This is a genomic window from Acidobacteriota bacterium (assembly GCA_016208495.1).
GTDB lineage: Bacteria > Acidobacteriota > Blastocatellia > Chloracidobacteriales > Chloracidobacteriaceae > JACQXX01.
The window spans coordinates 31,825-57,065 of sequence record JACQXX010000057.1 but is presented as its reverse complement, the minus strand read 5'-3'; the positions used below and the strand labels follow the sequence as shown (position 1 = coordinate 57,065).

The following is a 25,241-nucleotide window of genomic DNA, read 5'->3' as shown; positions in this document are numbered from 1 at the left end:
TTTCGGCCCTCCTCACCCCTACTTTCCCGCTTGCTCTTTTTTCCCCTTCCTCCCTCTTTTCTCTTTTCTCTTCTCAGCGCGGAAACTCTTTTTCCTTTTTCCTTTCTTTTCTTCATTTACAGACTCACCGGGAATTGCTGACGAACTACTGACCACTGACTGCAACCTGGTATGCGCAAGCTAAAGCTTGAACTCTGAACTTTTTCAGAGAGATTTGTTTTTTCCACTGGGAACCCAAAAAGACAGAGAAAGCCCAGAACCTCAACGGTGGTCTGAGACTTTCTCTGTCTTTGTTTCAGAAATCCTCAGGTTTAGGTAAACCTTCTCTGGCTCAAGGTTTTACAGCATAGAGTTCCAGTTTTACCTCTGGAAATTCATTCGGCACATAAATACCAATTGATTTTGAACCACGAATCACATCCCAAAACCGACCAACTGTTTCCAATCCAAAATACACAAATCCCGGACGGGTAGGAATCGGGCCCGGTGGGGCCGCGGCGTAGTTGAGCGGGACACCAGGCATGGCCACTCCGATTACCCGGTCAATGTGATCAGAAGCCGCAACCTTAATCATGCGTGGAGCTTTGACAATTGCTTCGCGTTCCGGCATTTGTGACCGAATTGCCAGGAAGAAGCTGGCTTCCTGCAGCAATCGTTCGTCCTCAACCCGACCAACATAGACAGATTCCCGGACATTTGTCAGCGGGATGGCAACACATCGCGTCGAAATGACAATTTCAAGCAGATCTCGTAAATCGGCAAACAACCGGCTAAAGGTCTGTCGCAAATCAGTGTGGTCATAGGCCACAATGTCCTTGGGATGACGGAGTGGTGCAAAAGTCATAAGCTGGCCAATCACTCCTGCCAGTTCGGTGTAAAGCCGCTCTGGGTGGACAGCACGGGTGACATAGAGGTGTTTGAGCTTGGGAATGGCACCGTTGATTGTGTGCAGGAGCCAGAAAGCACTTGCTTCCAAAGCAGTAAAGTCAACCAGTGAGTTGGCGCCCTGCCGGCGTTGATCGCCCAGACTGGAACTTTTGGTAATCAGGATTTCAATGATTTTGCGAAACTCGGTTCTCAGCCAGTCAGAACTCTGACTGTCAATGAGCGGCGGAATAAACTGTTCGTCCAAAATAAATTGACCCGTTGCACTTCGGGTAATCACGCCAATTTTCAAGGCCGAAAACCCCTCCCGGATTTCAGGTCCGACCAGAATTTGATAATTCCCAAGCGCCTGCCCAAGCTGGATTTCGCCTTCGCCTCGGGTTTCATCCACCACGGTTCCCACCACTTGTCGGAACCGAACTGGCTGGCTTGAAAGCTGACCATTCAATTGAAAGTTTCTGGTTCCTGGCTGACGGTGTGGAATGGCCAGATACACATCCAGGTGGTCCTCAGTTGGAGGAAACACATCTTTAAAATTCCGAACCGGCGGACAAGGCTCGCTTTCAGGCAGTTGAATCCACATCCCATCAGGCAGCAGCCCCGTTAACCGTTCAATCACAATTTGTCCATTGGCAATTGCTTCCCGGTTGATCCTCAGGTCGCCAATTCCCCACCCATAGTGAGTCAGTGATTGAACCCGTGCCGTAATCTGGTCATCAACATAGTGATCCCACTGTTGGAAATGGTGGGGAGTAATCCGCATGCCTTCGGACCAAACAAGTTTTCGTGTATATCCCATCGGAATTGAACCTCTTCACAAGTAAATTTTTATTTAATTTCACTGTGATCAGTGCAAATCGAATGCCGGAAAGACAAAACGGGAGAAAAACCTTCTGGTTTTTCTCCCGTTCAAGGATCCTCAACGAATAAGAGCAATTAATTTTGAACCGGGCCGTTTGGAATAATGAGGACCTTTGATTGTGGTTTCGTGTTCTTTGGTTTTCCGATGGTAAGTGGGGCTGACCGTTTGCTAATAAAACTTGGGGCAAAGACTTCCGCTGTGCTCAATCCACCATCCAGAAATATTTCTTCTTCAGCGTCTGGAAGATTGGCATCCTGAGGTGGTGCGGGTTTGTTTTTGGTTTGAGGCGATTGAGCCTCAGGTTTGCGTCCTGATTGAGCAAGAGCAGGAACGCTTCCCATCAACCAGAACATAGCGACCAAACATACGATGCCTGTGAGAAGTTTTCCAAAGCTGACTTCCTTCAGGTTCCGCAGTGTGTTGTACATAGATTCTCCGTGAGTATGATGAAAGCTGTTAAGCCGCGTAAGCATACTTGGCCCAACTGAATTTGAAAAGCAGAATATGATTATCGTCTAACCTGTGCAAATTTTATGCCAGTTGTTGATGGACGATGGTGTGACCGGGCTCTCATTTCAAATAACAATCCACTCTTTGCACATAACCGCAGGAAACATCTTTTTTTTCAATAATTTGGACCATAAGGGCGATTCCGGTTGATTTGAATAAAAACTGGGCCACCCCTGTTTCCAGAGCCGGGGATCATCACACTCTATGGATAGTTGCTACACAGTGTTCACCAACTGAACACGGCCGTCAGTCGCTTTTTCACCGTTCCCAGAGTCCCCGATACCAGGCATTCAATGCGGATTGGGTGTAAGTCATGGCCGATACCCAGGCTTCGGCAAGCGCAGTCGGGGAGACTGTTCGGTGCCCACCTGATAAGGTGCGTTCGGTTGAGCATACAGTATTTGCCAGGTTCCTGAGCAAGATAGATGCCGTTGGGAGGAGCCGCCGCTCAAGCAAGGCAGTTTCGCGGTCAATGGTGGAAAGCATCTCGGGGGTCAGCGTCGCCTTGCCACCCAACACCATGCGTTCCAGGCGTCGCTGGAGTTGAAGCAGGGGATTTTCATCCTTGACTTGAAAAGCCTGATCGAAAAGATCAGTCAACAGGGATGAGGCACTCACTGGAGGTGGTAAGTAACTTCCCTGCAGCCGATCCAGGCCAAGGTTACAGTGGGCCATCCAGGCCGAAGGAAATCGGAGTCGTGGTTCAGTTTCAACATCAACACCAGCTCCAGCGGCTGCCGGTTGGGGTTCTTGTACTCCAACCGCAAGTAAAGCCACGGTTTTAGGTTGTTCCGGAATGAACCGACCAATAAAACAGGCAGTGACTCCGATACTTTGAGCCAGGAGTTTCAGATTGTCTCGAAAAACAAGGGCTGAGTGGTCAGAAGCCAGTACGCCACGAACCATCAGAGACGGCTGGTCAGCGGCTTCCAGGACAGAAATAAACAAGGCATCTTTATCAGCACCGACCAGGGTTCCTTTGAAAAAGAGCACGTCACTTCCGACAAAAGCCGTGTCCCTGGAAGTTGAAACGGTCTGGAATGCCCGTTCAAGCTGAAGGCGTAACGGGACATCCCACAGCGCCCGCACGGTTGGGTCACCCCAGGAAAGTGGGCCGGCTTTCACACCCCGAGTAGCAGAACCAGTTCCCAATCGTCCTTCAGGAGAAACAGTTGCTCCTTCAACAAAGACTCCCACCCGACTTAAATCCCGATGCGGGACCGCCAGGTCACCCAACCCAGCCGAAGCACCATAGGCTTGCGGGGATGATGTTTCGTCTCCCAGCAATATCGAGGCCAGGCTGTATATTTTTTGGCTCCGATCAACCAGGTATGTCACCACGCCTGCATACCCGGTTCGTGTCAGGATTGGTTCAGTCCAAATACCTGCCAGTTTGAGGTTCCCAGCTTCTTCATAGGCCCGACGAGCAGTTCCAATTTGCTCTGGCGTGGCGACTCTTGAATCTGAGGTTTCGGACCGTCCGCCGAGTTCCCACGTGACTTTTAATAGCTCGTAAATGTCTTTGCCCAAACCGGAAAGGTTAAATTCTGGCCGGTCTGATCGAAGATTTCGAATCCCTTGCACGACCCGAATCCCAGATGCCGCCATACGGTGCAGTCCCAGACTCCGGCAGGTATGCACGGCGCGAAGAAGTTCAGCCTGTAGAACCGCCCCAGCACCATTTCCGCCAACCATGAGCACCTGCGAGGCAGCTTTCCAGAGTGTCTGCGCGGCACATACCTGTTCAGATGATAAAAAGGAAAGTTCAGCTTTGGCTTCCATGGTCACGGAAGCTGGTTCAGGTTCGGTCTGGCTGTCGGGTTCCAACACACTGACGGCTGCCAAAATATGAAAACATTTCGGCGACAACAGACAACTGCACTGGATATGTTCAGCCATCCGTACCACACCATCAGCCGTTTGCAATGTAACGATTTCACCACTCTCAACGTTGACCACCCATTTATCACTCTTTTGGTCAAGTTCCGACCGTTTCCAGGCCCACTTTTCGGCAATGGTCGGTTGCGCGTCAAGTTTGGAAATCAATCGTTTTGGGACAGCGGATGTAATCGTAGCCACCAGTTCTGGATGGATTTTGGGGCGAGACATACCGAACTCCTTCCATGAGACTATTCACGAATTCCAAGGTACTGTTGAATGTGGAACAGGCTCAAACTACGTTCGATTCCCTGGCAATCTCAAAAAAAAGCCCCCCAGGGCGGGGGGCGTGTTGAGGATAAGCGTCTTACAGGGGGAGAGTTATTGCTTCATGACAACCGTCATGGTGGGGTTCACAATGCTTTCAACCTCACCACCGGGCAGCGTTCCCGAAACATAAATAATATAATCATTTGTTGACAGCAATTTGGCGGCGACTGGGAGCAGTAACACACTGCCTGACTTTGATTTAACCAGTTTCACGCTATTTTGGGTAACAACGTCAACACCTTCAACCGTTCGGATGACGGCAGAATAGGATTTATACTCGTCCAGGCCAGGTTCCAATTCAATCTTGAGTTGAATTTTTTCAACGCCAGGAGGCACCACGATCCGATTTTCATCCGAACCCGCATCCGTTGCCTCACCGGCGCCCCGGACATTTTCCGGTGTCAGGACAAATGACAGGGTGGTCGGCTGTTTTGGAGTACTGCCTTTTCCAGTCCCAGGCCGGGGCTGTTTTTTATTGGCGTCGGCTTGCAACCCAGTTTTTTTCGAATCTTTATTTTGATCGAGTTGTGGCGCAACCGCGTTGGCATCGCCTCCCAATGGAGGCAGGGAGGGCAGCATTCCCGGATCATTTCGGCCAGTTTGATCAGGGAGAACCGGCATTGGCTGTTCACGAATCAAAAATAACGTTGTGCCAACAGCCATCGCGAGCGCAAGTGTGGCAAACGATAACCGCCAGCCTAAGCCGGATGGTTGGAATAACGAACTTACCCAGTTCATAAAGGAACCTGAAACTCTGGCACTGTCGCCAACGGTCGCCGGATGGGCGCTCATTGATGAAATCGCCAGGGCGCGGGCAAATTCAAGGCGTTTTTGTCGTCGAGGAGAAACCAGAAAATGGGTTTCAAATTGTTTACGCTGGGTGGTGGAAAGCTCCCCACGAACATAGGCGTCCAGCAAATCGTCCTCCGCGGCCAGCAGTTCTTCAAACTCTGTATCATCAACCATATATTTCTGTTCGAGTTGCTGTTGCTCACGCTCAGGTAAGGCCCCCAACAAATATAAGTAAATTGTATTCTCCATAAATTTTCGATCTCCTTCATTGTTATATGCAGATTTCTGAAAAGTATTTCGCATATTTTTTAAGTTTTTTTCTGGAACTTTCCAGCAGGTCATTTTTGCTGGGTTCCAGGTCGCGGAGACGGGGTCATCTCGTTTGATTTTTGATGTTCTTGCCTGGTCATATCCTCACGTTTTTTGAGAACCTGCTCACGAATGCGGGCTTCGTACCCTTGATCAGAAGGCTGGTAATAAAATTGTCCCTGTAACTTATCCGGCAGGTATTGTTGTTTTACCCAATGGTCACGGTAGGCATGAGGATAGAGATATCCTTCCCCATGTCCAAATCCTTTCCGATCACGGTTTGGGTCTTTGAGATGGGTTGGCACTTCATCTTCCATTTCACGCTCAACTGCGGCCAGCGCATCAAAAAAACCCATTGAACTGTTTGATTTCGGGGCGGTTGCCAGATAGAGCGCGGCGTGGGCAAGATGATACCGGCCTTCAGGCAATCCAACCCGGTCAAAGGCATCGGCACAGGCTGTTATGACCCCCAGTGCCTGTGGATCTGCCATGCCGACGTCTTCACAGGCCAGAATCAGCATTCGCCGGAGTAAAAATCGGGGATCCTCACCGGCATACACCATTTTGGCCAGCCAGTAGAGAGCGGCATCAGGGTCAGAACCACGCAAACTCTTAATAAAAGCGCTGATGGTGTCAAAATGGGCGTCCCCTTCTTTGTCATAGAGCACTGCCCGCTGTTGAATGGATTCTTCGGCCACTGCCAGCGTGATGTGAATGATCCCCTCAACATCTGGTTGAGTCGTTTCAACCGCCAGTTCCAGTGCATTGTATAAGGCTCTGGCGTCCCCGTTAGCAACATTGACCAGGTGCTCAAGTGCCGCTTCAGCAAGCTGGACATTCACCTTTCCATACCCGTGATCAGAGTCCTGAAGTGCCCTCAGTGCGATTTTTCGCAGGTCATCTTCAGTTAAAGATCGCAATTGAAAAATTCGGGACCGACTCACAAGTGCTTTGTTTACTTCAAAATAAGGGTTCTCAGTGGTTGCCCCGATAAAAATCACGGTCCCGTTTTCGACCCAGGGAAGTAAGGCATCCTGCTGGGCTTTATTAAATCGGTGGACTTCATCCACAAACAAAATGGTGCGCTGGCCTTGATAGGCCCGGCGTTCCTGGGCAGCGGACACCGCATCCCGAATTTCTTTTACTCCGGCCAAAACGGCATTGATTGAGGTAAAAGCCGCCCGGGTGGAATTAGCGATAATCCGCGCCAGCGTGGTTTTTCCAGTTCCAGGCGGCCCAGAAAAAATTAACGAGGAAAGCTGGTCGGCCTGGATGGCCCGCCGGAGTAATTTTCCTTCTCCCAAAATATGTTCCTGGCCAATGAATTCTTCGAGGGTGCGGGGCCGCATGCGGGCAGCCAGTGGAGATTCAGCTTCAATATCTTTGGCGCGTTGAGCCTGAAAAAGGTCCATAAGTTTTGGTCCAAATAACTTTGGAGTGTGGCGACTTGACGCCGCTTTGAGCAGCAGTTGTCAGGAAATCAAGCATCCGAAAGCCGCCGTACTCCAAAGGTGAGGACTGCTATACCATTTTTAGCTGAGGGTACCGGGCTAAGGGTTAAGGAAGAGAGTAATTTATCAATAACTTAGCCTTTTGATCATACAAACACTTCATTGCAAAATGGTGTTATTTATTGACCGCCAGTTCTTTATCCGGATCACTCTCAGATTTTGCCACACGATCAGGAGTTTTTGACCATTCAGGTCGGCGGCGGTGGAATTTGGCTTCGAGTTCATCCCACTCAATACACATTTCCCCACCAGTTGACTCGTGCTGTTTTTCCCAATCCATCAACAGGTCGAGACAGGCATGGTCAATGTAATCAAGCGACTCGAAATGAACCTGCAGCTCAGCACCAGGGGGAACCTGGTCAAGCAAGGCGGCCAGTTTCGGAAGCATGATAAAAGTGGCGCTCCCCCGCATGGTCAACCGGGCGTGTTTGCCACCATCAGTCACCTCAAGTCGTGAATCGAGATGGGTAAAGACATAGATGAGCTTGGCAATTGACATCCCCAACCCAATCAGGACGCCTTCCAACAAATTGGTTGCCACAATCGCGATCACAGTCACCAGATAGATGGCAAACTCGCTTCGCCCATAGGTCAATATCTCTTTCATTTTCGTGGGGTTGACCAGTTTATACCCGGTAAACACCAGAATCGCGGCTAAACTGGCGGTTGGGATTTTCTCAAGCAACCACGGAAAACACAGGACAAACACCAGCAACCAGATGCCGTGTAAAATCGTGGACAATCGAGTTTTGGCACCGGCTTCCACATTCGCGGCACTTCGAACAATCACCCCGGTCATGGGTAACGCCCCCAACATCCCACAGATTGCATTTCCAATTCCCTGGGCAAAAAGCTCCCGATCATAGTTGGTTCTCACGCCTGAGTGCATTTTATCAACCGCCGAGGCACTCAACAGGGTTTCCGCACTGGCAATAAACGCCACTGAAACGCTGGCCAGAAAAATAGGAAAGTGGGTAATGCTTTTGACCGATTCCAATGAGGGCACGTTGAGGATGTCGAGAAAACTCCCTGGAATTTGAACATATTTCACATCCAGCTTCATCACCGCGGCGACAATCACGGCTGTAATCACCGCCACCAGCGGGGCTGGAACCATTTTGATTTTTTTCGCGAAGGTGTTCCAAAACAAAATGACGATGATGGTCAGCACGCCGATGGCGGCAGCCAGGTGATGTGTCGAGCCATCCAGGGGGGAAATCCCCTTCCATACCGATTCAGGAATGGAGATCAGGTTTGCAATTCCGCTGGATCGGGGCTTGTCATCAACCATCACGTGAAATTGACTGGAAAAAATCAAAATCCCAATTCCCGCCAGCATCCCGTTGATCACCGCCGGGGACACGGCCCGAAACCACTGGCCAAACCGCAGCAAACCCGCGCCCGCCTGGATGATACCAGCCAGCAATATAATAATGCCAAAGGTATCAAGCCCGTGTTCCTGAACAATTTCATAGACAATGACGGCTAAACCAGCCGCCGGTCCGCTCACCTGTAATGGCGAGCCAGCAATTGATCCGACCAGTACGCCACCAATAATTCCAGTTACCAACCCAAGTGCCGGGGGAAGCCCAGAAGCGATGGCAATTCCCATACACAAGGGTAAGGCCACCAGCACCACGACAATAGATGCCAGCATATCGGCGCCAAAAGTTGACGGTGCCAAGCTTCGTTTGGCTACACTTTCAGTCATCAGAAGTCCTCCATTTGCAGTTTTAACTATCAATCGAAAATCAATAAAACCATCCCGCCTGTGGTGTTCCTGACCTGGGTCAGTGGTCGTTGGTCCCTGGAACGACAACAATCCCTTCCCCGCACAGGTGGGAACCAAGATAAAGCAAGCGATCAGTTCATGTAATGTAAGGGGTGTTCCGAGGTTGGGGAAAGAAATCGGAACAATTGCATACTGCCCTTAGAAACCATTGTTAGGCAAGAAAAAATCTCAAATCAAACCTGAAATGAAAGCCTCAACCCGCGCCAGGCCGAAAGCGAGTTTCCATTTCTTCAGATTTCTTTTACAAAAACAAAAAGTTTCCGGCGAGTTTAAAGAAGCAACCGCCGGAAACTTTATGAAGTGTTGATCAAATCAAACAGAGTAGCCAGTCAGGCCATAAGCGCCCAATGGTGTTATTTAATAACCAGCGTTGGCGGAGTAAAACTAAAACCAACGTTCCCGCCAGCATCCCTGGCTTCAATCAAGACTGAGCCGGTTTTGGTTTTGGCCACTGATGATGGAATCGTCCAGGTGAATTTCTGGACAGTGCCTGCCAGCCCCGAAACCACGACGGTTGAAAAATCCTGTCCGTCGGTTGAGTAGCTGATATCGTGGCGAGCAACGCCAACGTTGTCCCGTGAAGTCCAGTTGATTTCGATACTTGCATCCTTTGAGCGAACCACTTTTTTCTTGGAAAGGGTGATTTGCGAAACAACTGGTTTTTCAGTATCAACCACTTTTGGCGGCACCACCGAAAATTCTCCCGAGGTGGCTTCGCCCACATTTCCAGCTTCATCTTCAGCCTGAATGGTCACAGTGGCTTTGGCAATTGAAGTATTGAGCGGGATATTCCAGATAAAACTTTGTGCCGCACCAGGTAATCCTGAGGCCAGGGATTCCAGTCGGCCATCTCGATTTAAAGTCACTTGATGCTCGACCACATCCACATTGTCGGTTGAGACCCAAACAATCAAAGCTTCGGCGCCGAGTTTTGATTCATATTCAGTGCCTCCAGTCGGTGCCAAAATGCTGACCTCCGGTTTTTCGGTTTCGGGTGGAGGTGGCAACACAACTGAAAAGATCCCCGATTCACCACGCCCGATGTTCCCCGACGGGTCAATCGCCTCCACCGTGACCAGCCCATTGTTAAACACGTCATCCCGAACGACTTCAATTGAAAAGGTGGAAATGTTTCCAGGCAAGCCGGTGGCCACTGTTTGATTAAAGGGAACTTCGTTGCGGATTCCAGAGAGTTTGATGGTGTGGCTGGCAATTGTTTTGTTGTCGGTTGAAAACCACTCAACCTCAATGGTGGCATTGCGCCTGGATTGAATCGTCTGTTCCTGTGTGGGTGAACTCACCTCAACCACTGGTTCTTCAGTATCTGGTCGCGGAGGGGCACCGGCAATGTTGATGGTGCGCGAAAATTCAGACGTTTCCAGATTCGCGGTAAATGTGGCCGTCAAGGCATAGACGTTGGCAGCCCGTGATGCAGGAATGATCATGGTGAACATGCCACGATCAGTTCGCTTGATGGGAATGGATTGGAGGAACGTTCCAACTCCGTATGCTTTGCCATCCAGGGGCGGTGCGTCAGGAAGTTCATCCCGCCCTGAAGCAAAAACCTCAATTGTCCCATCCGCGGCAACCGTCACCCGGCCTTTGACTTCGATTGACCCATCGGTGCGCAAAGTCGCTGATTCAATATGGGGAGAGGGTTGGTAGGAATTCGGCCCCAGTGCTGGTCCAGTCAACAAGTTGGGCGAATAATTCCCAATAAACAAATCAACCGGTGAAACCATAAACCCGATACCCGGCCCCTGGACCCGAACGAAGTTGTTCTGGGTGATATTGACTCGGGTGGTCACGAGCCCAAACGGATTAATCGGCGGAATGTCAAAGACATCAGCCGCCGTAAAAACCTTGGCACAAACCGCGATACCGCCTCGACTACAACGGGTAAAGGTGTTTTTTGATATTTGAACGTTGTCAACTTGCGCCACCTGCATACCAACCGGGATGTTGATGATCTGGTTTTCCAGAATGCGAGTCTGCTGGGTGGCATCGAGTCCCTTATGGTTGCGGACATAGATTCCGACAAATGGGAAAAAGCCGATGACGTTCTTGGAAACAAAATCGCCCGGAATGGCAAAGATTCCAATCGCATAGGCACCACGGTCCTCGCCACGACTGGGGGCAATATTTTCGCCGTTTGGTCCAATCCCAATTCGATTTTCCCGAATGGTATTAAAAAGCGAGGTGGTGTTCACAAACTGATTGATGGGTCCAACACCTCCTGACCGGGTCCCGGAAATAATATTGCGCTCAATCAAATTTTCACTGGCCCGATCCTTTATATATATGGTTGGCGGGGGAAGCGCCGAATTCACCGGTCCGCGAACAAACGGAGTTAGTCGCTTGGTGCCGCTTGAATTCGTGCCAATTCGATTATTTCGAATTGTGGTCTTGACGGTTCGCAAGGATTCAAGCTCTTCTTCCCCTTGACCAGTGATTGAAATATCAATTCCTGGACTGACAATCACATTGTTTTCAATCAGGGTTTCTTGAACGCCAGCCTCCACAATAATGCCGTTCCAGGTGCCCACTGGAATGGTCTCTCCATCTGGATTGATCCCAATAAAGCAGTCGGTAATCCGATTTTTGGTAATCGGTGGCGCGGTTGGGGAAGATTTCGAGAGAATGATGGCGCTGATTGCTCCACTGAAGAAATCCAGATTTCGTGGAATGACAATATCAAGCCCGCGAATCCAATTTTTACTCCCACCAAAAACCAAAAACAGCGACGTCACATACACACTGGTTTCACCCACATCCACAATTTGGGGTTTTACGTCCGAGCCATCAATCACCACCTCAGGTCCACTTGAATTGGTATCACCCCCATATTCCGTTTGTGAAAGCCCATCAATAAAAATCATGTCTTTGGTCAACACAAAGGGGATTTTGGCTTTGACCCGCCAAACACCAGTTTGAGGGTCATAGTTTGGATCAGATGGTTCCAGATGAAACACGATGCGGCGGCTCACTCCATCTTCCTGGATTTTGGCAAAGGCTTCACGGAGTGTTCCAGCACCACGATCATTGGCACTGGTGACCGTAAATACTGGGAGCTGCTCATATTCTTCATCTGGATCCTGGCGTGGCGCCGGGGTTTTCAGCCCAGGGTGAGGGGCTGCCAAAGCAGTGCTTGCCACGACTGGTTGAGCCGATAGCAGAGATGAAAGGACTGACCTGCCTGGCACTAAGATTGCCAGCAGACCTGTGAATACAACGGTGTAAAGAAAAACTGTTCTCAACATTCCATTTCCTACTTCTTTCTTCAATCGGAGCGTGCAGTTGTCGGTCAGCCAGGACCACAGAGTGCTGGCGGATTCGGGTTCTGACCATCAACCGCTCTCCAACTGGTGGCCTTGATTGCACGTTAGAACAATCTAACGTGCGAAAGGGTGGTCACTCATTGAGTTGACCGAGCTTGAGGAAAGCTCTTTGGTTTTGGTAACTATTTGAAATTGAATTATTTGCAAAAATCGAGCGCCAGGAACTGGTTGGGGAATTTCAACTGGGAGTGCGTATCCGCCACACAATACTAGGCTTTGGTCACAGTGACCAGCGTGTTTTTGTAGGCTGGCGTTCCGCTTTTTGAGTCCACCTGAGTTTTCACCAACACATTGGATTCGGGGTAATACATGGCGGCGGATCCTCGGCTGATCTCAAAGGCAACCGCTCGAATGTCAGCCATTTCTCCAATTTCAGACCGAATTGTCACCCGATCCCCTTCCTGGATTCCCAAATCGCGCATGTCTTGTGGGTTGAGCAAAATCACATCGCGGGTTGGCTGGTTTCGATAGCGATCATGTTCTTCATACACCACCGTGTTGAACTGGCCCTCAGACCGAATAGTCATCAAGCGAAGCCACCCGGCAGGTAATTCAGCACCTGGGGTTGGGAAGGTCGTAAAATGGGCTTTGCCATCCGAGGTCGGAAACACTGGTTCGTGGCGCACCCGGCCCTCAACGTGAAATTCAGCCTTTGTTGTCCTAATGTCGCTCACTTTTGCATACCCAGGGACCACTTTGCCAATCAGAGTCCGAATATGATCGTGATTTTTCAACGTTTCAAAATTAATTGGGCCATCTTTTGGAAGAAGCCTGGCCCCAATTGAGGTCACAATCTCAACTTCCGATTTCAATTCTCGTGAAGGTTGGGGCATGCCACCCTCCGAAAGCCGCACAAAGCTGAACATGCTTTCCTGAGTGGTGGGTTGTAATTCTTCATCGCGGACACAGGTGGGCAAAATGATCACCGCTCCGCCTGGAACTTGAGGTGACACACAGACATGCCCCTGGTTGAGCTTGGTGCTGACGTGAACCGCCAGCTTAATACGACTTAGCGCTTCACGGGCAAAAGTCAGATCGGGGTTTGCCGCATAAAAATTTCCACCCATCAACAAGGCAAAATCAACCTTGCCATGGTATGAAGCCTGCAGCGACTGCATCGAATCCATCCCTGGCCCTTGAGGCATGGGAAGTCCATACAGCTCTTCCATCTTTTTCAAAAACCCAGCCTTTAACTGCGGAGCAAACCCGACCGAGCCAATCCCCTGGACATTTGAATGTCCCCGAATCGGCATCAATCCGGCGTTGGGACGTGCAATCATTCCACGAGCCAGCGCCAGATTTGAAATGGCCAGCACATTGTCCACCCCATGTTCATGATGGGTAATCCCCATGGCCCACATAAAAATGGCGTTTTTCGAAGCCATGTACAGTTTGGCGACCTGCTTGATTTGATCCAGGCTGACACCGGCGTTGGCGGCCAGTCCTTCGAGCGATTCACGGTCAAGTTCTTCGCGAACGGCTTGAAACCCGGTGGTGTATTTTTGAATAAAAGTGTCATCAGTAGCTTTTTCGGCAATGACGATCTTTAAAACAGCCTTTAAAAAAGCAATATCGCCGCCAATGCGCGGCATCACGTACAGATCGCTGATTTTTGACCCAAACAGCAAAGAAAACGGCTGGGAAGGAATGTTAAACCGGACCAGTCCGGTTTCGAGGAGCGGGTTGACCACCACCACTTTTCCACCCCGCTTTCGCATATCTGACAACTGGGTGATCAGTCGCGGATGGTTGCTGGCTGGGTTGGCCCCGAGCAACATCACGAAATCGCACTGTTCCACGTCTTCAAGCGTCACGGTTGCCGTTCCCGAACCAACCGCGTCCACCAAACCGACGCCACTCGCCTGATGACAATAAAAAGAACAATTATTGACGTTGTTGGTGCCGTAAACCCTTGCCAGCCATTGCAATAGGAAAGCGGCTTCATTGCTGCTCCGTCCAGAGGAATAGAAAAAAGTCCGATCCGGGGTGGTGGCCTTCATGGCGGCGGCAATCCGGTCCAGAGCTTCATTCCATTCAATCCGCTTGTAATTTTTTTTCCCGGTTTCCCGAATCACCGGGTACGCCAGCCGACCCAAATTTTCAAGTTGCCGTGGGCTGTACCTGGCGAGTTCGTCAACCGGATGTGACAGAAAGAAATTCACATCAATCGGTGGCTGCATATCGTGAGCCATGGCCTGAACCGACTTTTTGCAAAATTCTGGAAAATGTCCCGATTCATTGCGCATGCCACCCGCCTGGCCGCCCATTCCGACCGCGCAGGTTTTGCAGCTATTGCGTGAAAGCATGCGTTGCCAGAACTGGCGAGGTCCACCAAACGCACGAAACGACTTTTCCAGGGTATAGCCGATTGCGGCCCATCCACCACCTGACCGAACTTTCACAGCAATGCTCCTTCGCTTTTGGTCTTTTGATTTTCAGAATGAGAAACCACGGAATACACGGAATATCACTCCTTCGCTATTTCGCTATTTGGCTTTGTTCTCAAATACCACTTCACCACCCACCACCGTCATCAGGCACTGTGTTTTGAGGATTTCAGGGTCCGGGATTTTCATAATGTCGGCGGAAAGCACCACAAAATCAGCGAGTTTCCCTGGTTCAAGCGAGCCTTTGAGTTTTTCTTCAAAGGCGGCATAGGCCGGCCAAAGGGTCAACATTTTGAGGGCTTCTTCGCGAGTGACGGCTTCCTCCGGATGCCAGCCCTCACCTGAAAATCCTTTTTGGTCTTTTCGGGCGACGGCGGCATAAAATTCAATCATCGGTTCGCCTCGTTCAACCGGCGCGTCGGAACCTCCGGCAATCACAACACCCGTTTTGAGCAAGCTTTTCCAGGCATAGGCGCCCGCCAGTCGCTTGATTCCAATTCGGCTTGGCGCAAAATGAAGGTCTCCGATGGCGTGGGACGGTTGCATTGATGGAATGACACCGAGCTTTTGAAACCGTGGAAGATCAGCCAGATTGAGAATTTGCGCATGTTCGACCCGCCACCGGGGGTCACGGATTTTTCGTTCCTTCGGTGGCACGGCCTGAAACGCTTTTTCATACCAGTCCAGGATGGTTCGATTGGCCCGGTCACCAATGGCATGCGTTTCGATCTGGATGCCTTGTCGAAGTGCTTCTTTCAACAGCGGCATCACGTCTTTTTCTTCTAAAATTAAGAGTCCAGTCGTGTTGTAGTCGGCATAGGGCTCAAGCAACGCCGCTCCTTTTGATCCGAGCGCCCCATCAAGTACCAGCTTGATTCCCCGCAAGGTGAAGCGATTGCCGTATTCGCCAATTTTCGGCCCGGCTTTGATCAGTTCTTCGGCTTCCGGTCCAGGTCCAGCAATGGCGTTATAGATGCGAAGTTTGACCTTTCCGTCCTGGTACAACCTGTTGAGCAAATCAATTTCAGCCCGCGAGTTCCCGGCAATCTGGATTTGGCACCATCCGAGTGACAGACTTCGTTCAATTCCAAGCAACAGAGCTTTTGTGGAATCTTCCGCTGTCGGATGGGGTAAGTAGGGCACGACCAGAAAATTCGCTTTATCAAGCAACATCCCGTTGGCTTCGCCAGTTTTCGGATCGCGCATTATTTCGCCGCCAGCCGGGTTTGGAGTTTCTTTGGAAATGCCCGCCATTTTTAAAACCAGGCTGTTGACGACAGCTCCGTGTCCGTCGGCACGCTGCAAAAACACCGGGTTTTTGGGTGAAACCCGGTCCAAATCCAGGCAGGTCGGAAAAACTGGCGGCGTCCAAAAGGTTTCGATCCACCCGCGCCCGATGATCCATTCTCCAGGTTTGGCTTGATCCACCCGCTGCTTGATTTTGGTAAGCAAGTCGTCGAGACTGGTTGTTCCCTCAAGATTGAGCTGCAATTCACGTTGCCCAATTCCAGCCAGGTGACAGTGGGCATCCGTGAATCCTGGCACCACGGTTTTCCCTTGCAAATCAACCACTTTGGTCGCTTTCCCGATATGGCGTCGCGCTTCTTTGGTTGAACCAACAAACATCAGTTTGCCATTTCGAATGGCCATCGCCTCTGCCCGTGGATGAGCATCAGACACGGTATAAACATTCCCGTTGAGAAATACGGTGTCCGCAGGTTTTTCCGTCCCCAGAAGGGTTTGGGTTCCAATGAAAAGAACAACTAAAAAAAAGGAAATAAGCCTCATAAAATGAACTGGCCACAACCACATTGTTTTGGGTGTGTAAGGAGTTTGAACTGATTGGATTGATTGAATAAAGGATGTGTGTTGCTGACTTTATTGGACTGGACGACGAATGGCAAGCCGATCAGATGACAGGGGACAAGTGACAGGGGGACAGGGGGACAAGGGAGGGGGGACAGGGGGACAAGGTGATTATCTGGTATCTTTTTTATTGTGAATAGTTAGCAGATAGAAAAAGAAATGATCAGTTCGTTCCCAGATGGATTTGGCTCTGGAACAATCAATTTTGGACAGCCTTGTCACCTTGTCATTTCTGTCACCCTGTCCCCTTGTCACCCTTGTCCCCTTGTCACCCCGTCCCTTGTCATCCGGTTATTTCTGTCACCTGGTCACCTCTTTGCGTTGAAGCTCATTCATACAAGACATAAACTGGCTTTGGAGGTCACGGGCCCGGCTCACCAATGCGGTAAACCGTGGATGGGCATGAAGGTCGGTAAATGCTGGATCGTGTTCATACCCTTCGACATTGCAGTATCCACGATCAATCGCTTTCTCAAGCAAATCAAGCACAATCTCAGGCTGGTTGAGCGTGGTGTAATGATGTGCCAGGTAGAAGCAACTATCACCACTCGTCACCGTGGTCCGGATTTGCTCCAAAATGGTAAGACTGCCGGCAAGATCACCATCCAGGTTGAGGTGCATGGCCAGACTGAGTCGCCCCCAGAGGCTGCGAGGACTCCATTGTTCAGCCGATTTAAACTGGCGCACGGCTTCATCCTTTTCCCCCTTGCGCATCGCCAGGATTCCAAGTAAATAGGCTTTGACCTCACACATGACTTCCTTGCAATCACGGGTGGTCAGAAATTCATAGGCCAGATCATATCGTCCACGCTGGCTCAAAACGGCGGCAATCTGGGTGTAGGGAGCACTTAATTTGGGGTTGATTTGCATGGACCGGGTATAAGCCCGCAATGCCTGGTCCAGAAGACCAGAATACTCATAGGCATGCCCCAACCCCAGATAAGTCAATTCATTATTCGGGGCAATTTCCAACAATCGGTAGCAAATTCGGACGGCTTCCGAGACATCACCCATTTCCGCGCTGACCCCCATCAAAGCAGAAAGCGCCTCGGGGAGGTCGGGGTTGATTTCAAGCGCCCGATTGGCCGCTTTTCGGGCTTCGACCACGTGCGAAATCCCGCCTAATCCCTTCAATGCAATGTGAAGGTGGCGCATCGCCAGTTCGGCCCAGGCCGGGGCATAATTCGGATCGGCTTCAAGCGAACTCTTCAGCAGGTCGAGTGCAGTCTGATTCTGATGCATATCGTGGCTATAGTTTTTGGCTTTCAAAAATAACTCGTACGCCACCGCATTCCTGGCCACATCCCGGTGGATAAGTTCCAACTCAGCCGAAGAAATCGTCAGTTTCAGTCCTTCGACGATTTTTTCAGCGATTCGATCCTGCAAAACCAGAATATCGCCAAACGGCAAATCAAACTGTTCCCGCCAGATAATCTCGTTGAGTGGAATATCAACCAGTTGCACGCTGACGCGAAAGGTGTCGCCAGCCTTTAAGAAGTTTCCGGTCAAAACGGTATCCACATCCAGGGCTCGGGCGACTTGTTCGACTTCCACCTGATCGCGAAAGCGTTCAATGGCGCTCGAAGGCCGTACAATCAAGGATTTGACATAGGCCAGTTGTGAAATCACCGCATCAGCCAGTGAAAAACTTAAGAACTCAATATCGGCCATCCGGGCCAAATTGCGGAGTGGCAGAACCGCCAGCCGGCGTTTGGCAAAGCCAATATCAATCGGAAAGGTGGAATTGAGCCTTGGGTTTGAGGGTGAGGACAGGTTGAGCTTTTCACGCAATTCACCCGAAGAAATTGGAGTTGCATCCGACTGACAGACGATGGTTGATTGAACCAGAGTTGGAGGGTCAACCTCGGGGATTCGGACAGGAAGTGGAACGGTTTCGGTTTTTTCAGTCGTCTCAGCTTTTAAATTGATGGATGTGGTTAAAAACCTGGATTCATCCTGTAATGCCGATTTGACCATGATCGCGAAATCACGGGCTGAGGCTGGCCGGTCACTCCGATTTTTTTCCAATGCCCGCAACACAACTCGTTCCAGGGCCAGTGGAAGCGATGGGCGGAATTCACGCAGCGTTTTGGGATGTCCGTTGACATGCTGGATCAAGATAGCGCCTGAACTGTTTCCATCAAATGGAAGGTGACCCGTCAGCATTTGAAACAGCATAATCCCCAGGCTGTAAAGATCTGACCGGTGATCGAGCGGTTCACCCAGACATTGTTCAGGCGAGCAATAATGTGGCGTCCCCAGCAGCATTGATCCCGTCAGATCAATCAGCTGTTCCTCATTTGAACTTTCCAGCATTTTGGCAATCCCGAAATCAAGCACCTTGGCCAAAACCTGTCCGTTGGTAAATTCTTCGAGAAAAATGTTTTGTGGTTTCAAATCCCGATGAATGATGCTCAAATCGTGGGCAGCCTGAACACCAAAACAAATCTGATCAAAGATACCAATCGCTTTTTCCACCGGAAGCCCGGTCGGAAATCTCCGAATTTCTTCCCGCAGGGTACGACCGATCAGGTATTCCATGGCGATAAAGGCACAGATTTCCGGAAGCATGCCGAAATCATAGACCGCAACCACGTTGGGATGATGGAGTTTGGCCGCCGCCCGTGCTTCACGGCGAAATCGCTCAATCGCCACCACATCACACACAACATCTGGCCGTAACACCTTGATGGCCACCGGACGGTCCAGGTCAAGTTGGGTGGCGTGATAGACAGCCCCAGCCCCTCCCTGCCCGAGAAGCCGATGGATCCGGTATTTGTCTCCCAACATCTGCCCAATTAAATCCGTGGTGCGAATGCCGGTGCTGGACTGGTTCAACTGGTGCTGGGTTGGGAGGGTGCTGCTTTCCAAATGGTAAGAGTCAATTACTGTTGAACTGCCCAATGATATGTTTTCCCCGTGCCCCGGTGGTGGTTCTTTCAGATCTCCCATAAATTCCCTTTGCTCAAAACCCTTCGGATAAGGACGGCCTGGTTGACGGACCAGTGGTTGAAGATCGGTTCAAATGACGGATGGAGATTGGGGAACGTGTACCTTGCCGACACAACCAAAATCAAAATGAGGGGCTGGCGGCAAAGGAGTGGACTTCCCCAAATAAGCAAACGATCAAACAAGCTCTCATCATACTCCAGACCCGGCCACCCGAAAACCTGAATCCACGCCCCAGGGAGACAGCCCATCAAATTAAATCCGAATTGAATTTAATCTTTATTCATCCTCATAATTCAATTCATTGATGGCATTTCGCGACATATCTTCCCGGTGGGCATCATAGCGTTGAACCGTGAGCAGGGTCTTATGTCCAGTCATCATCTGAACATCACGGTAACTCAATCCCATATCCAGTGCCCGGGTGATGGCTGTATGGCGAAATGAATGTGGATGAACCTGATCGAGCCCCACATATTCGGCATACTTATTGACAATATTCCAAAGTGCGCGAGTGGTCAGCGCCTTTCCTCCAAGTGTTCGTCCCATCCCGGTCCGCTGGATCAACGCGGCGTCCGGATTGAGCCCCTTGGTCAATCGTCGCATTTCATCGTCCAGCTTTAAATACTCTTCAATCGCAGATTTCACATCATCTGGAAGTGGGAGTTTTCGTTCTCGCCCTCCTTTTACCCGGACGCGGATAACCCAGTTGATTGAGCGCCCTCGAATATCACGGGCAGAGACCCGCATCACATCCTGGTTCCGAAGGCTGCACACCTCAGCGGCCCGCAACGCCAGCCTCGCCAGCAGGAGTAACACCACATAATCACGGGCACCGGTTACCTCCTTGCGGTCGGGGCTACCGAGCAACATGCGGACTTCTTTGGGGGACAAAGCATTGGTGGTGGCCATCTCGGGCGGCGGTGGCGGCGTTACCAGCCGGGTATCAGCCGGATTGATCGGCACCAAACCCGCCAGGTGGAGATACTTATAAAAGCTCCGCAATGCCGCCAGCCTCAAGGTGACCGAAGCCGGTTTCAAGGGTTTGGGACCCTGGATCAGCCCATCTCGAAAGGCCAGTACATCACCGGGTGTGGCCTGAACAATATTTTTGCCCCGGTTGCGAAGGAAAATCTGGAATTGTTCCATAGTGACCCGGTAGGCTCGGCGGGTCGCTTCAGAATTCGATTTGTTCACAAAGTCGCGCAGGCGCTCTAAGACCAGCGGCATCAATGATTTCGAATCATTCACCGGGATGAGTGCCGATTCCTTTCCCGCCGGGGTTGACACCGTCAGGTCCGTTATCTGGTCAAATTCCCCTGGGATCGAGAGGGTTGGGTTGGGTTTTTGTTTTGCCATAGTCGAATCCAGTCGGTTTTTCACAGCCATAGCGAATCGCAGTCAGTGCGGATTCACCAAAAAATACTTCTGATAAGCTTCATTATCGGAAGTAGCTTACCGGGCTTCCCTATGACTTGTCTACCTCAAATCCAGATTTAAAAAGAAATTTAAAATTGAATGGAACGCCAGTTGCTCTACAGAATCACATTCAACCGCAATTTAATTTTTGACTGGAGAGCCTATGCGTTACATTCAGGTGCTCGGAATTTTTATCCTTAGTTGCTTTTTCTTTCTGTCAGGATCACACCGTGCCGCTGCTCAATCTAAACCCAAAAATTCGAAAAAAACCGTGGCGGGTCGAACCAATACCCGACAACAGGCAGTGCCACCGCCCGCGAACCAGTCGGTACCTGAGTCATCTCCCCTGACCAATCTGACCCTGATTCAGGCGCCGACCGACGAAGTAACCATTCAGGATGGAAAGATCTATCATCTCCGGGTCCGGCCTAATTTTGTGTGCCTGGTTGAATTGCCAGTCCTGCCCGAGGCAATTTTAGTGGGTAACCCAGCCCGATTTCTGGTTGAGCCACTGCCGGAAACATCAGCCCAACCGGTAAAAAATGTTCAGCCGTCCTCACGCTTATTGCTGATCAAACCCCTTAAAGTCAATGATCCAGCCGGAGACCGGATTGTCACCAACCTGACTATCAAGCTGGCAAACGGTCGAGTACTGTCAATTCTATTAGATAATACCGAAAGTGAAACGCTGACGGTCTATCGGTGCCGGTTTGTGGACCCTGATGGTCCAGCCAATCCACCACTTTTGGCAAACTCACAGACCGGACAAGCCCCCGAATCACAATTTCCAACCGTGAGTCTCGACGAAGCCAAAGCTCGGCTGCGTGCCTTAACCAACCAGTCTCTTCAGGAACGCCCAGCGAGTGTGGTAACCAACCAGTTTGGGACAACTTCATTTTGGGTTCGTCGGGAAGGTCAGTATTTGCTGGCAGTTTTGCGGATTGCTCCGGCCTCGAAATCCAAAAAGGTGGTGTTGACCACACCAAGCTGGACCCTTAGGGAAACCACCATTCTGCCGAAGTTTACCCATCAAACGCTCCCTGAAGCCATCAAGAAAACACCGGTTGCAGGCAGTTTTCTATTTGATCTAACTGAGTCATCCGAAGTGAATCAGATGAACGCACCCGGCTCATCACAGCCAGTTCTCGGAGTTCAGGTTGGGGTTCAAACCGCACTCGTTTCGCTGCAGGCATCACCAGTTCCGGTGGCTGACCAAACCGGACCAGCCGCACCCGATGCGAAAGCCTTTCCGATCCTTTCTTCACCCAACATCGAGTCCCAAGTGAAACCATCCGTGGGCATTCCACCTATCAATGATTCCCCGTTGACCCCCGCCCAACAAGATCAAGTGCACCGCTTGAATCAAATCACCGGCGGTACCTCAGGCTCGATGGCTTCGGTTGTCTACCGGACAGGTGAGCCCACTTCTGCTGGACGCCAGCCCTTATCGGTTGCCCAGGATCGCCTTGATTATTTGACTCAAACACTGGGTGTTCGCTCTGCCCAGGTCAAGCAGGTGACGGCTGGTGAAATTTTGGCTGGCATTTACATAGAGGAATTCCAGGGATTGACCCTGGCCATTGTGTGCTTGGAGCGCTTCCGGGGAAGTACACCCCGCGAAATCTCGCCGTTACAATGGGATACCAATGGTCAACCCGTCACGGCTCGCGCCATCTTAAAACCATTTCCACGGACATTGATAACCACACCGCTGGTTTCAGGGTTTATCTTTGACTCGGGGACGATTTCCGTTGACCGTCTCAAGTGTGTGTTTAAGGTTGGCAATGAACACCTGAGAATCCAGGCTAAATCAGAGTTGACGCAAACGGGCACTGAAGGCAAGGAACAAGTATTTCAGGCTGGCACCGTTGAATTTTCGGTGACTCGACTTCGTCAGGAAAATTCGGGCCAGATCATCCGGGTAAAAGCCCGAAATCTTGGAACACAACCTGTTGGTAAAATTGAACTTATGGCAGTCAGTACGGGAAGTTCCTCAACTGGCCCCCAACTCGCACAGATTACTCAACTTGAACCAGTTCAGATTCAATTTGAACCGATCAATCCGCTTGCGACTGATTCAATTGACTTTCGGTTTCCTGAAACCATCCGACCTGACCAAATTGAAATCCGTTGGGCTCAGGAAGGGGCCTGGACCTCGGTCAGAGTTCCCTTTCGTTCCAGATAGGCTTTGTGGCACCTCAGTCATTTCCTCATTGAGCGAGTTCAAGGTTCGAAGGGTTTCTTTCAAAATGGGGCAGGGATATGAAACGCGTCGGGAAATATGAATTGCTGGAACAAATTGGCACTGGCGGAATGGGGACCGTGTGGAAAGCATTCCATCCGCGATTTGAAAAGTATGTTGCCGTCAAAGAAATTTTGGCTCATGGAACGAACGACCAGGGAATTCGCAAGCGATTTGAGCATGAACGGCAGGTTTTAAAGCAACTGCCGGAACACCACAATCTGGTTTCGTTGCTTGATGCTTTTGAGTGGCAGGGCCGGTACTTTGTGGTGATGGATTATATTGAAGGCCACACCCTCCGAGATATTATCCGGTCGGGGCCGACACCCGCTGACAAAGTGGTTGATTTATTAATACCTGTCTTAACCGGAGTGAATGCGCTTCATCAAGCAGGATTTGTCCATCGCGATTTAAAAGCTGAAAACGTCGTGCTCGGTCTGGATGGAAGCGTGGTGATTATTGATTTTGGGCTGGCGGAGTCAATTTCAAGCCCCCCACAAAATCAACTCGGCACTGCCAAATACACCGCACCGGAGTTGATTGACCCTCAGAAAAACCGTGGGGCAGATCGGGTTCAAGCAGACTTATATGCTGTTGGTATTCTGGCTTATGAGCTGGTGGTTGGTGAAAAACGGTTTCGAGATACATTTCGACATATTTATCGCGGGAGCTCCAATAGCCTGAACCAACGGTGGTTGGAATGGCACTGTAATTTCAATGCGGAAGCTCCGGTCTTACACGAATTTGATCCACATATTCCATTATTTCTTTCCAGAACGGTTGAGAGTCTTATGGCGAAACACACCAATAATCGTTTTCGATCAACTGAGGATGCCCTCCGGGCACTTGGCCGGCGTTCAGGACGGGACCGAAGCCCGGTCTCCCCTTCAAGATCCGCCCGAAGTGAGCCTTCTGAACGACGAACCCTGGTTGATCGAAATGCTTCAGCTTATTCATCCCGATCAACAACATATCAATCTGCCGGGCAGGTCGTACCACACCGGGCCCGAACTGGGTTCTTTGCCAATCGAATCGGCTCCGCTCCACAATGGTTTCTGTGGGCAGCCGGTGCAGTTTGGGCAACACTCGTCACACTTTGTGTCGGGTTCATGTTCTTGACTGATCAGGCTGGCTTTACAATGACGGTTCAGGGAGCGCCCCAAGGGAGTATCATTCTGGTTGATAATGCTCCGCGAGGTATCACAGCTCATACTGGAAATGTAGTCGTGACCGGGGTGAAAGCAGGAAGCCGCGCCCTCCGGGTCGTGTGTGAAGGGTACGGTGAATTTACCACCACCGTGGTCGGCCAGAATGGCCAAAACCAGGTTGTGGACGCCAAACTTCAGGCCCAACAAATCAGTCCAGCTAATGAAATCGAGTACCAGGGCCCAATGATTTATATTCCGGAAGGGGAATTTCAGTTGGGAAGTAATGATCACCAACCCAATGAAAAGCCAGCCCAGGCGGTGACGCTTCCAGCGTATTATATTGACAAATTTGAGGTTACCAATGATCAGTACCGTCGTTTTTGTGAGGCAACTGGTCGTGCGATTCCGACCAACCCCTGGTGGAATGAAAAATACTTTCTTGGCAGTCCAACGCTCCCCGTTGTGGGAGTTACCTGGGATGATGCCCGGGCGTATGCACAGTGGGCTGGGAAACGGTTGCCAAATGAAATCGAGTGGGAAAAGGCAGCTTCCTGGGGACGCGGCGCCAAATTGAAAAATATCTGGCCCTGGGGCGCTTCATTTGACCCGAGCCGGGCCAATGCAACTTCAACCAGCCCGGTTCAGCCAGGTGTGATTTCAGGAAATACCAGTGCCTATGGAGTATTTGATTTAGCTGGAAATGTGGCTGAATGGACCGATTCTGATTATCAACCCTATCCCGGAAACACCCAGCCGGACCCAAATTTCGGAAGCAAAAATAAAGTGGTGCGGGGTGGCAGTTTTCGTGGTGGACCAGAAGACACCCGGACTTCGCGACGACTGTTTCATACCCCTCAGTTTGAAAAAAGTGACCAGGAAGAACGAAGCTGGTTGATTGGTTTCCGATGTGCGATTTCAGCCGATGATCCACGGTTGACGGAAGTGCTGAAAAAAACTCGATAAGGCAAATGATTGGCTGAAGCTCAAAAAGCTGATTGATTTTGATTTCAATAAATTGATGAG

The 25,241-nt window shown here is 50.6% G+C and carries 13 protein-coding genes; 2 read left to right on the top strand and 11 right to left on the bottom strand.

Annotation, left to right across the window (positions count from 1 at the left end):
* Nucleotides 1-331: 331 nt before the first annotated feature.
* The 11 genes from tssK to HY774_10630 form a co-directional block, all read right to left on the bottom strand.
* Nucleotides 332-1,684 (bottom strand): type VI secretion system baseplate subunit TssK, encoded by a 1,353-nt coding sequence (gene tssK / locus HY774_10680; protein ID MBI4748944.1) that lies wholly within the window; start codon nt 1,682-1,684, stop codon nt 332-334.
* A gap of 137 nt (nt 1,685-1,821) precedes the next feature.
* On the bottom strand, nt 1,822-2,175 hold the full coding sequence (locus HY774_10675; protein ID MBI4748943.1) for a hypothetical protein: 354 nt from the start codon (nt 2,173-2,175) through the stop codon (nt 1,822-1,824).
* 340 nt (nt 2,176-2,515) lie between these two features.
* Nucleotides 2,516-4,366: a hypothetical protein gene (locus HY774_10670; protein ID MBI4748942.1), complete on the bottom strand. Its 1,851-nt coding sequence runs from the start codon at nt 4,364-4,366 to the stop codon at nt 2,516-2,518.
* 150 nt (nt 4,367-4,516) lie between these two features.
* Nucleotides 4,517-5,506 (bottom strand): hypothetical protein, encoded by a 990-nt coding sequence (locus HY774_10665; protein MBI4748941.1) that lies wholly within the window; start codon nt 5,504-5,506, stop codon nt 4,517-4,519.
* 89 nt (nt 5,507-5,595) lie between these two features.
* Nucleotides 5,596-6,978, bottom strand: coding sequence for an AAA family ATPase (locus tag HY774_10660; protein MBI4748940.1), 1,383 nt, complete (start codon nt 6,976-6,978; stop codon nt 5,596-5,598).
* A gap of 214 nt (nt 6,979-7,192) precedes the next feature.
* The gene (locus tag HY774_10655) at nt 7,193-8,788 is read right to left on the bottom strand and encodes a SulP family inorganic anion transporter (GenBank protein ID MBI4748939.1); all 1,596 of its coding nucleotides are present in this window, start codon (nt 8,786-8,788) and stop codon (nt 7,193-7,195) included.
* A 434-nt stretch (nt 8,789-9,222) separates the two neighbouring features.
* Complete coding sequence (locus HY774_10650) at nt 9,223-12,009, bottom strand: right-handed parallel beta-helix repeat-containing protein (GenBank protein ID MBI4748938.1); 2,787 nt, start codon at nt 12,007-12,009, stop codon at nt 9,223-9,225.
* 407 nt (nt 12,010-12,416) lie between these two features.
* Nucleotides 12,417-14,609, bottom strand: a complete 2,193-nt coding sequence (locus HY774_10645; protein MBI4748937.1) for an FdhF/YdeP family oxidoreductase — start codon at nt 14,607-14,609, stop codon at nt 12,417-12,419.
* Between the two features lie 84 nt (nt 14,610-14,693).
* Entirely contained in the window at nt 14,694-16,406 is a 1,713-nt protein-coding gene (locus tag HY774_10640; protein ID MBI4748936.1) for an amidohydrolase, read from the bottom strand.
* A gap of 354 nt (nt 16,407-16,760) precedes the next feature.
* Entirely contained in the window at nt 16,761-19,331 is a 2,571-nt protein-coding gene (locus HY774_10635; protein MBI4748935.1) for a protein kinase, read from the bottom strand.
* 357 nt (nt 19,332-19,688) lie between these two features.
* The gene (locus HY774_10630; GenBank protein MBI4748934.1) at nt 19,689-20,768 is read right to left on the bottom strand and encodes a tyrosine-type recombinase/integrase; all 1,080 of its coding nucleotides are present in this window, start codon (nt 20,766-20,768) and stop codon (nt 19,689-19,691) included.
* A 223-nt stretch (nt 20,769-20,991) separates the two neighbouring features.
* Here HY774_10630 and HY774_10625 point away from each other — a divergent pair, with 223 nt between their 5' ends.
* Entirely contained in the window at nt 20,992-23,013 is a 2,022-nt protein-coding gene (locus tag HY774_10625; protein ID MBI4748933.1) for a hypothetical protein, read from the top strand.
* 77 nt (nt 23,014-23,090) lie between these two features.
* Nucleotides 23,091-25,181 carry an SUMF1/EgtB/PvdO family nonheme iron enzyme gene (locus tag HY774_10620; protein MBI4748932.1) on the top strand — a complete coding sequence of 697 codons (2,091 nt, stop codon included), beginning with the start codon at nt 23,091-23,093 and terminating at the stop codon, nt 25,179-25,181.
* The last annotated feature ends 60 nt before the right edge of the window (nt 25,182-25,241 follow it).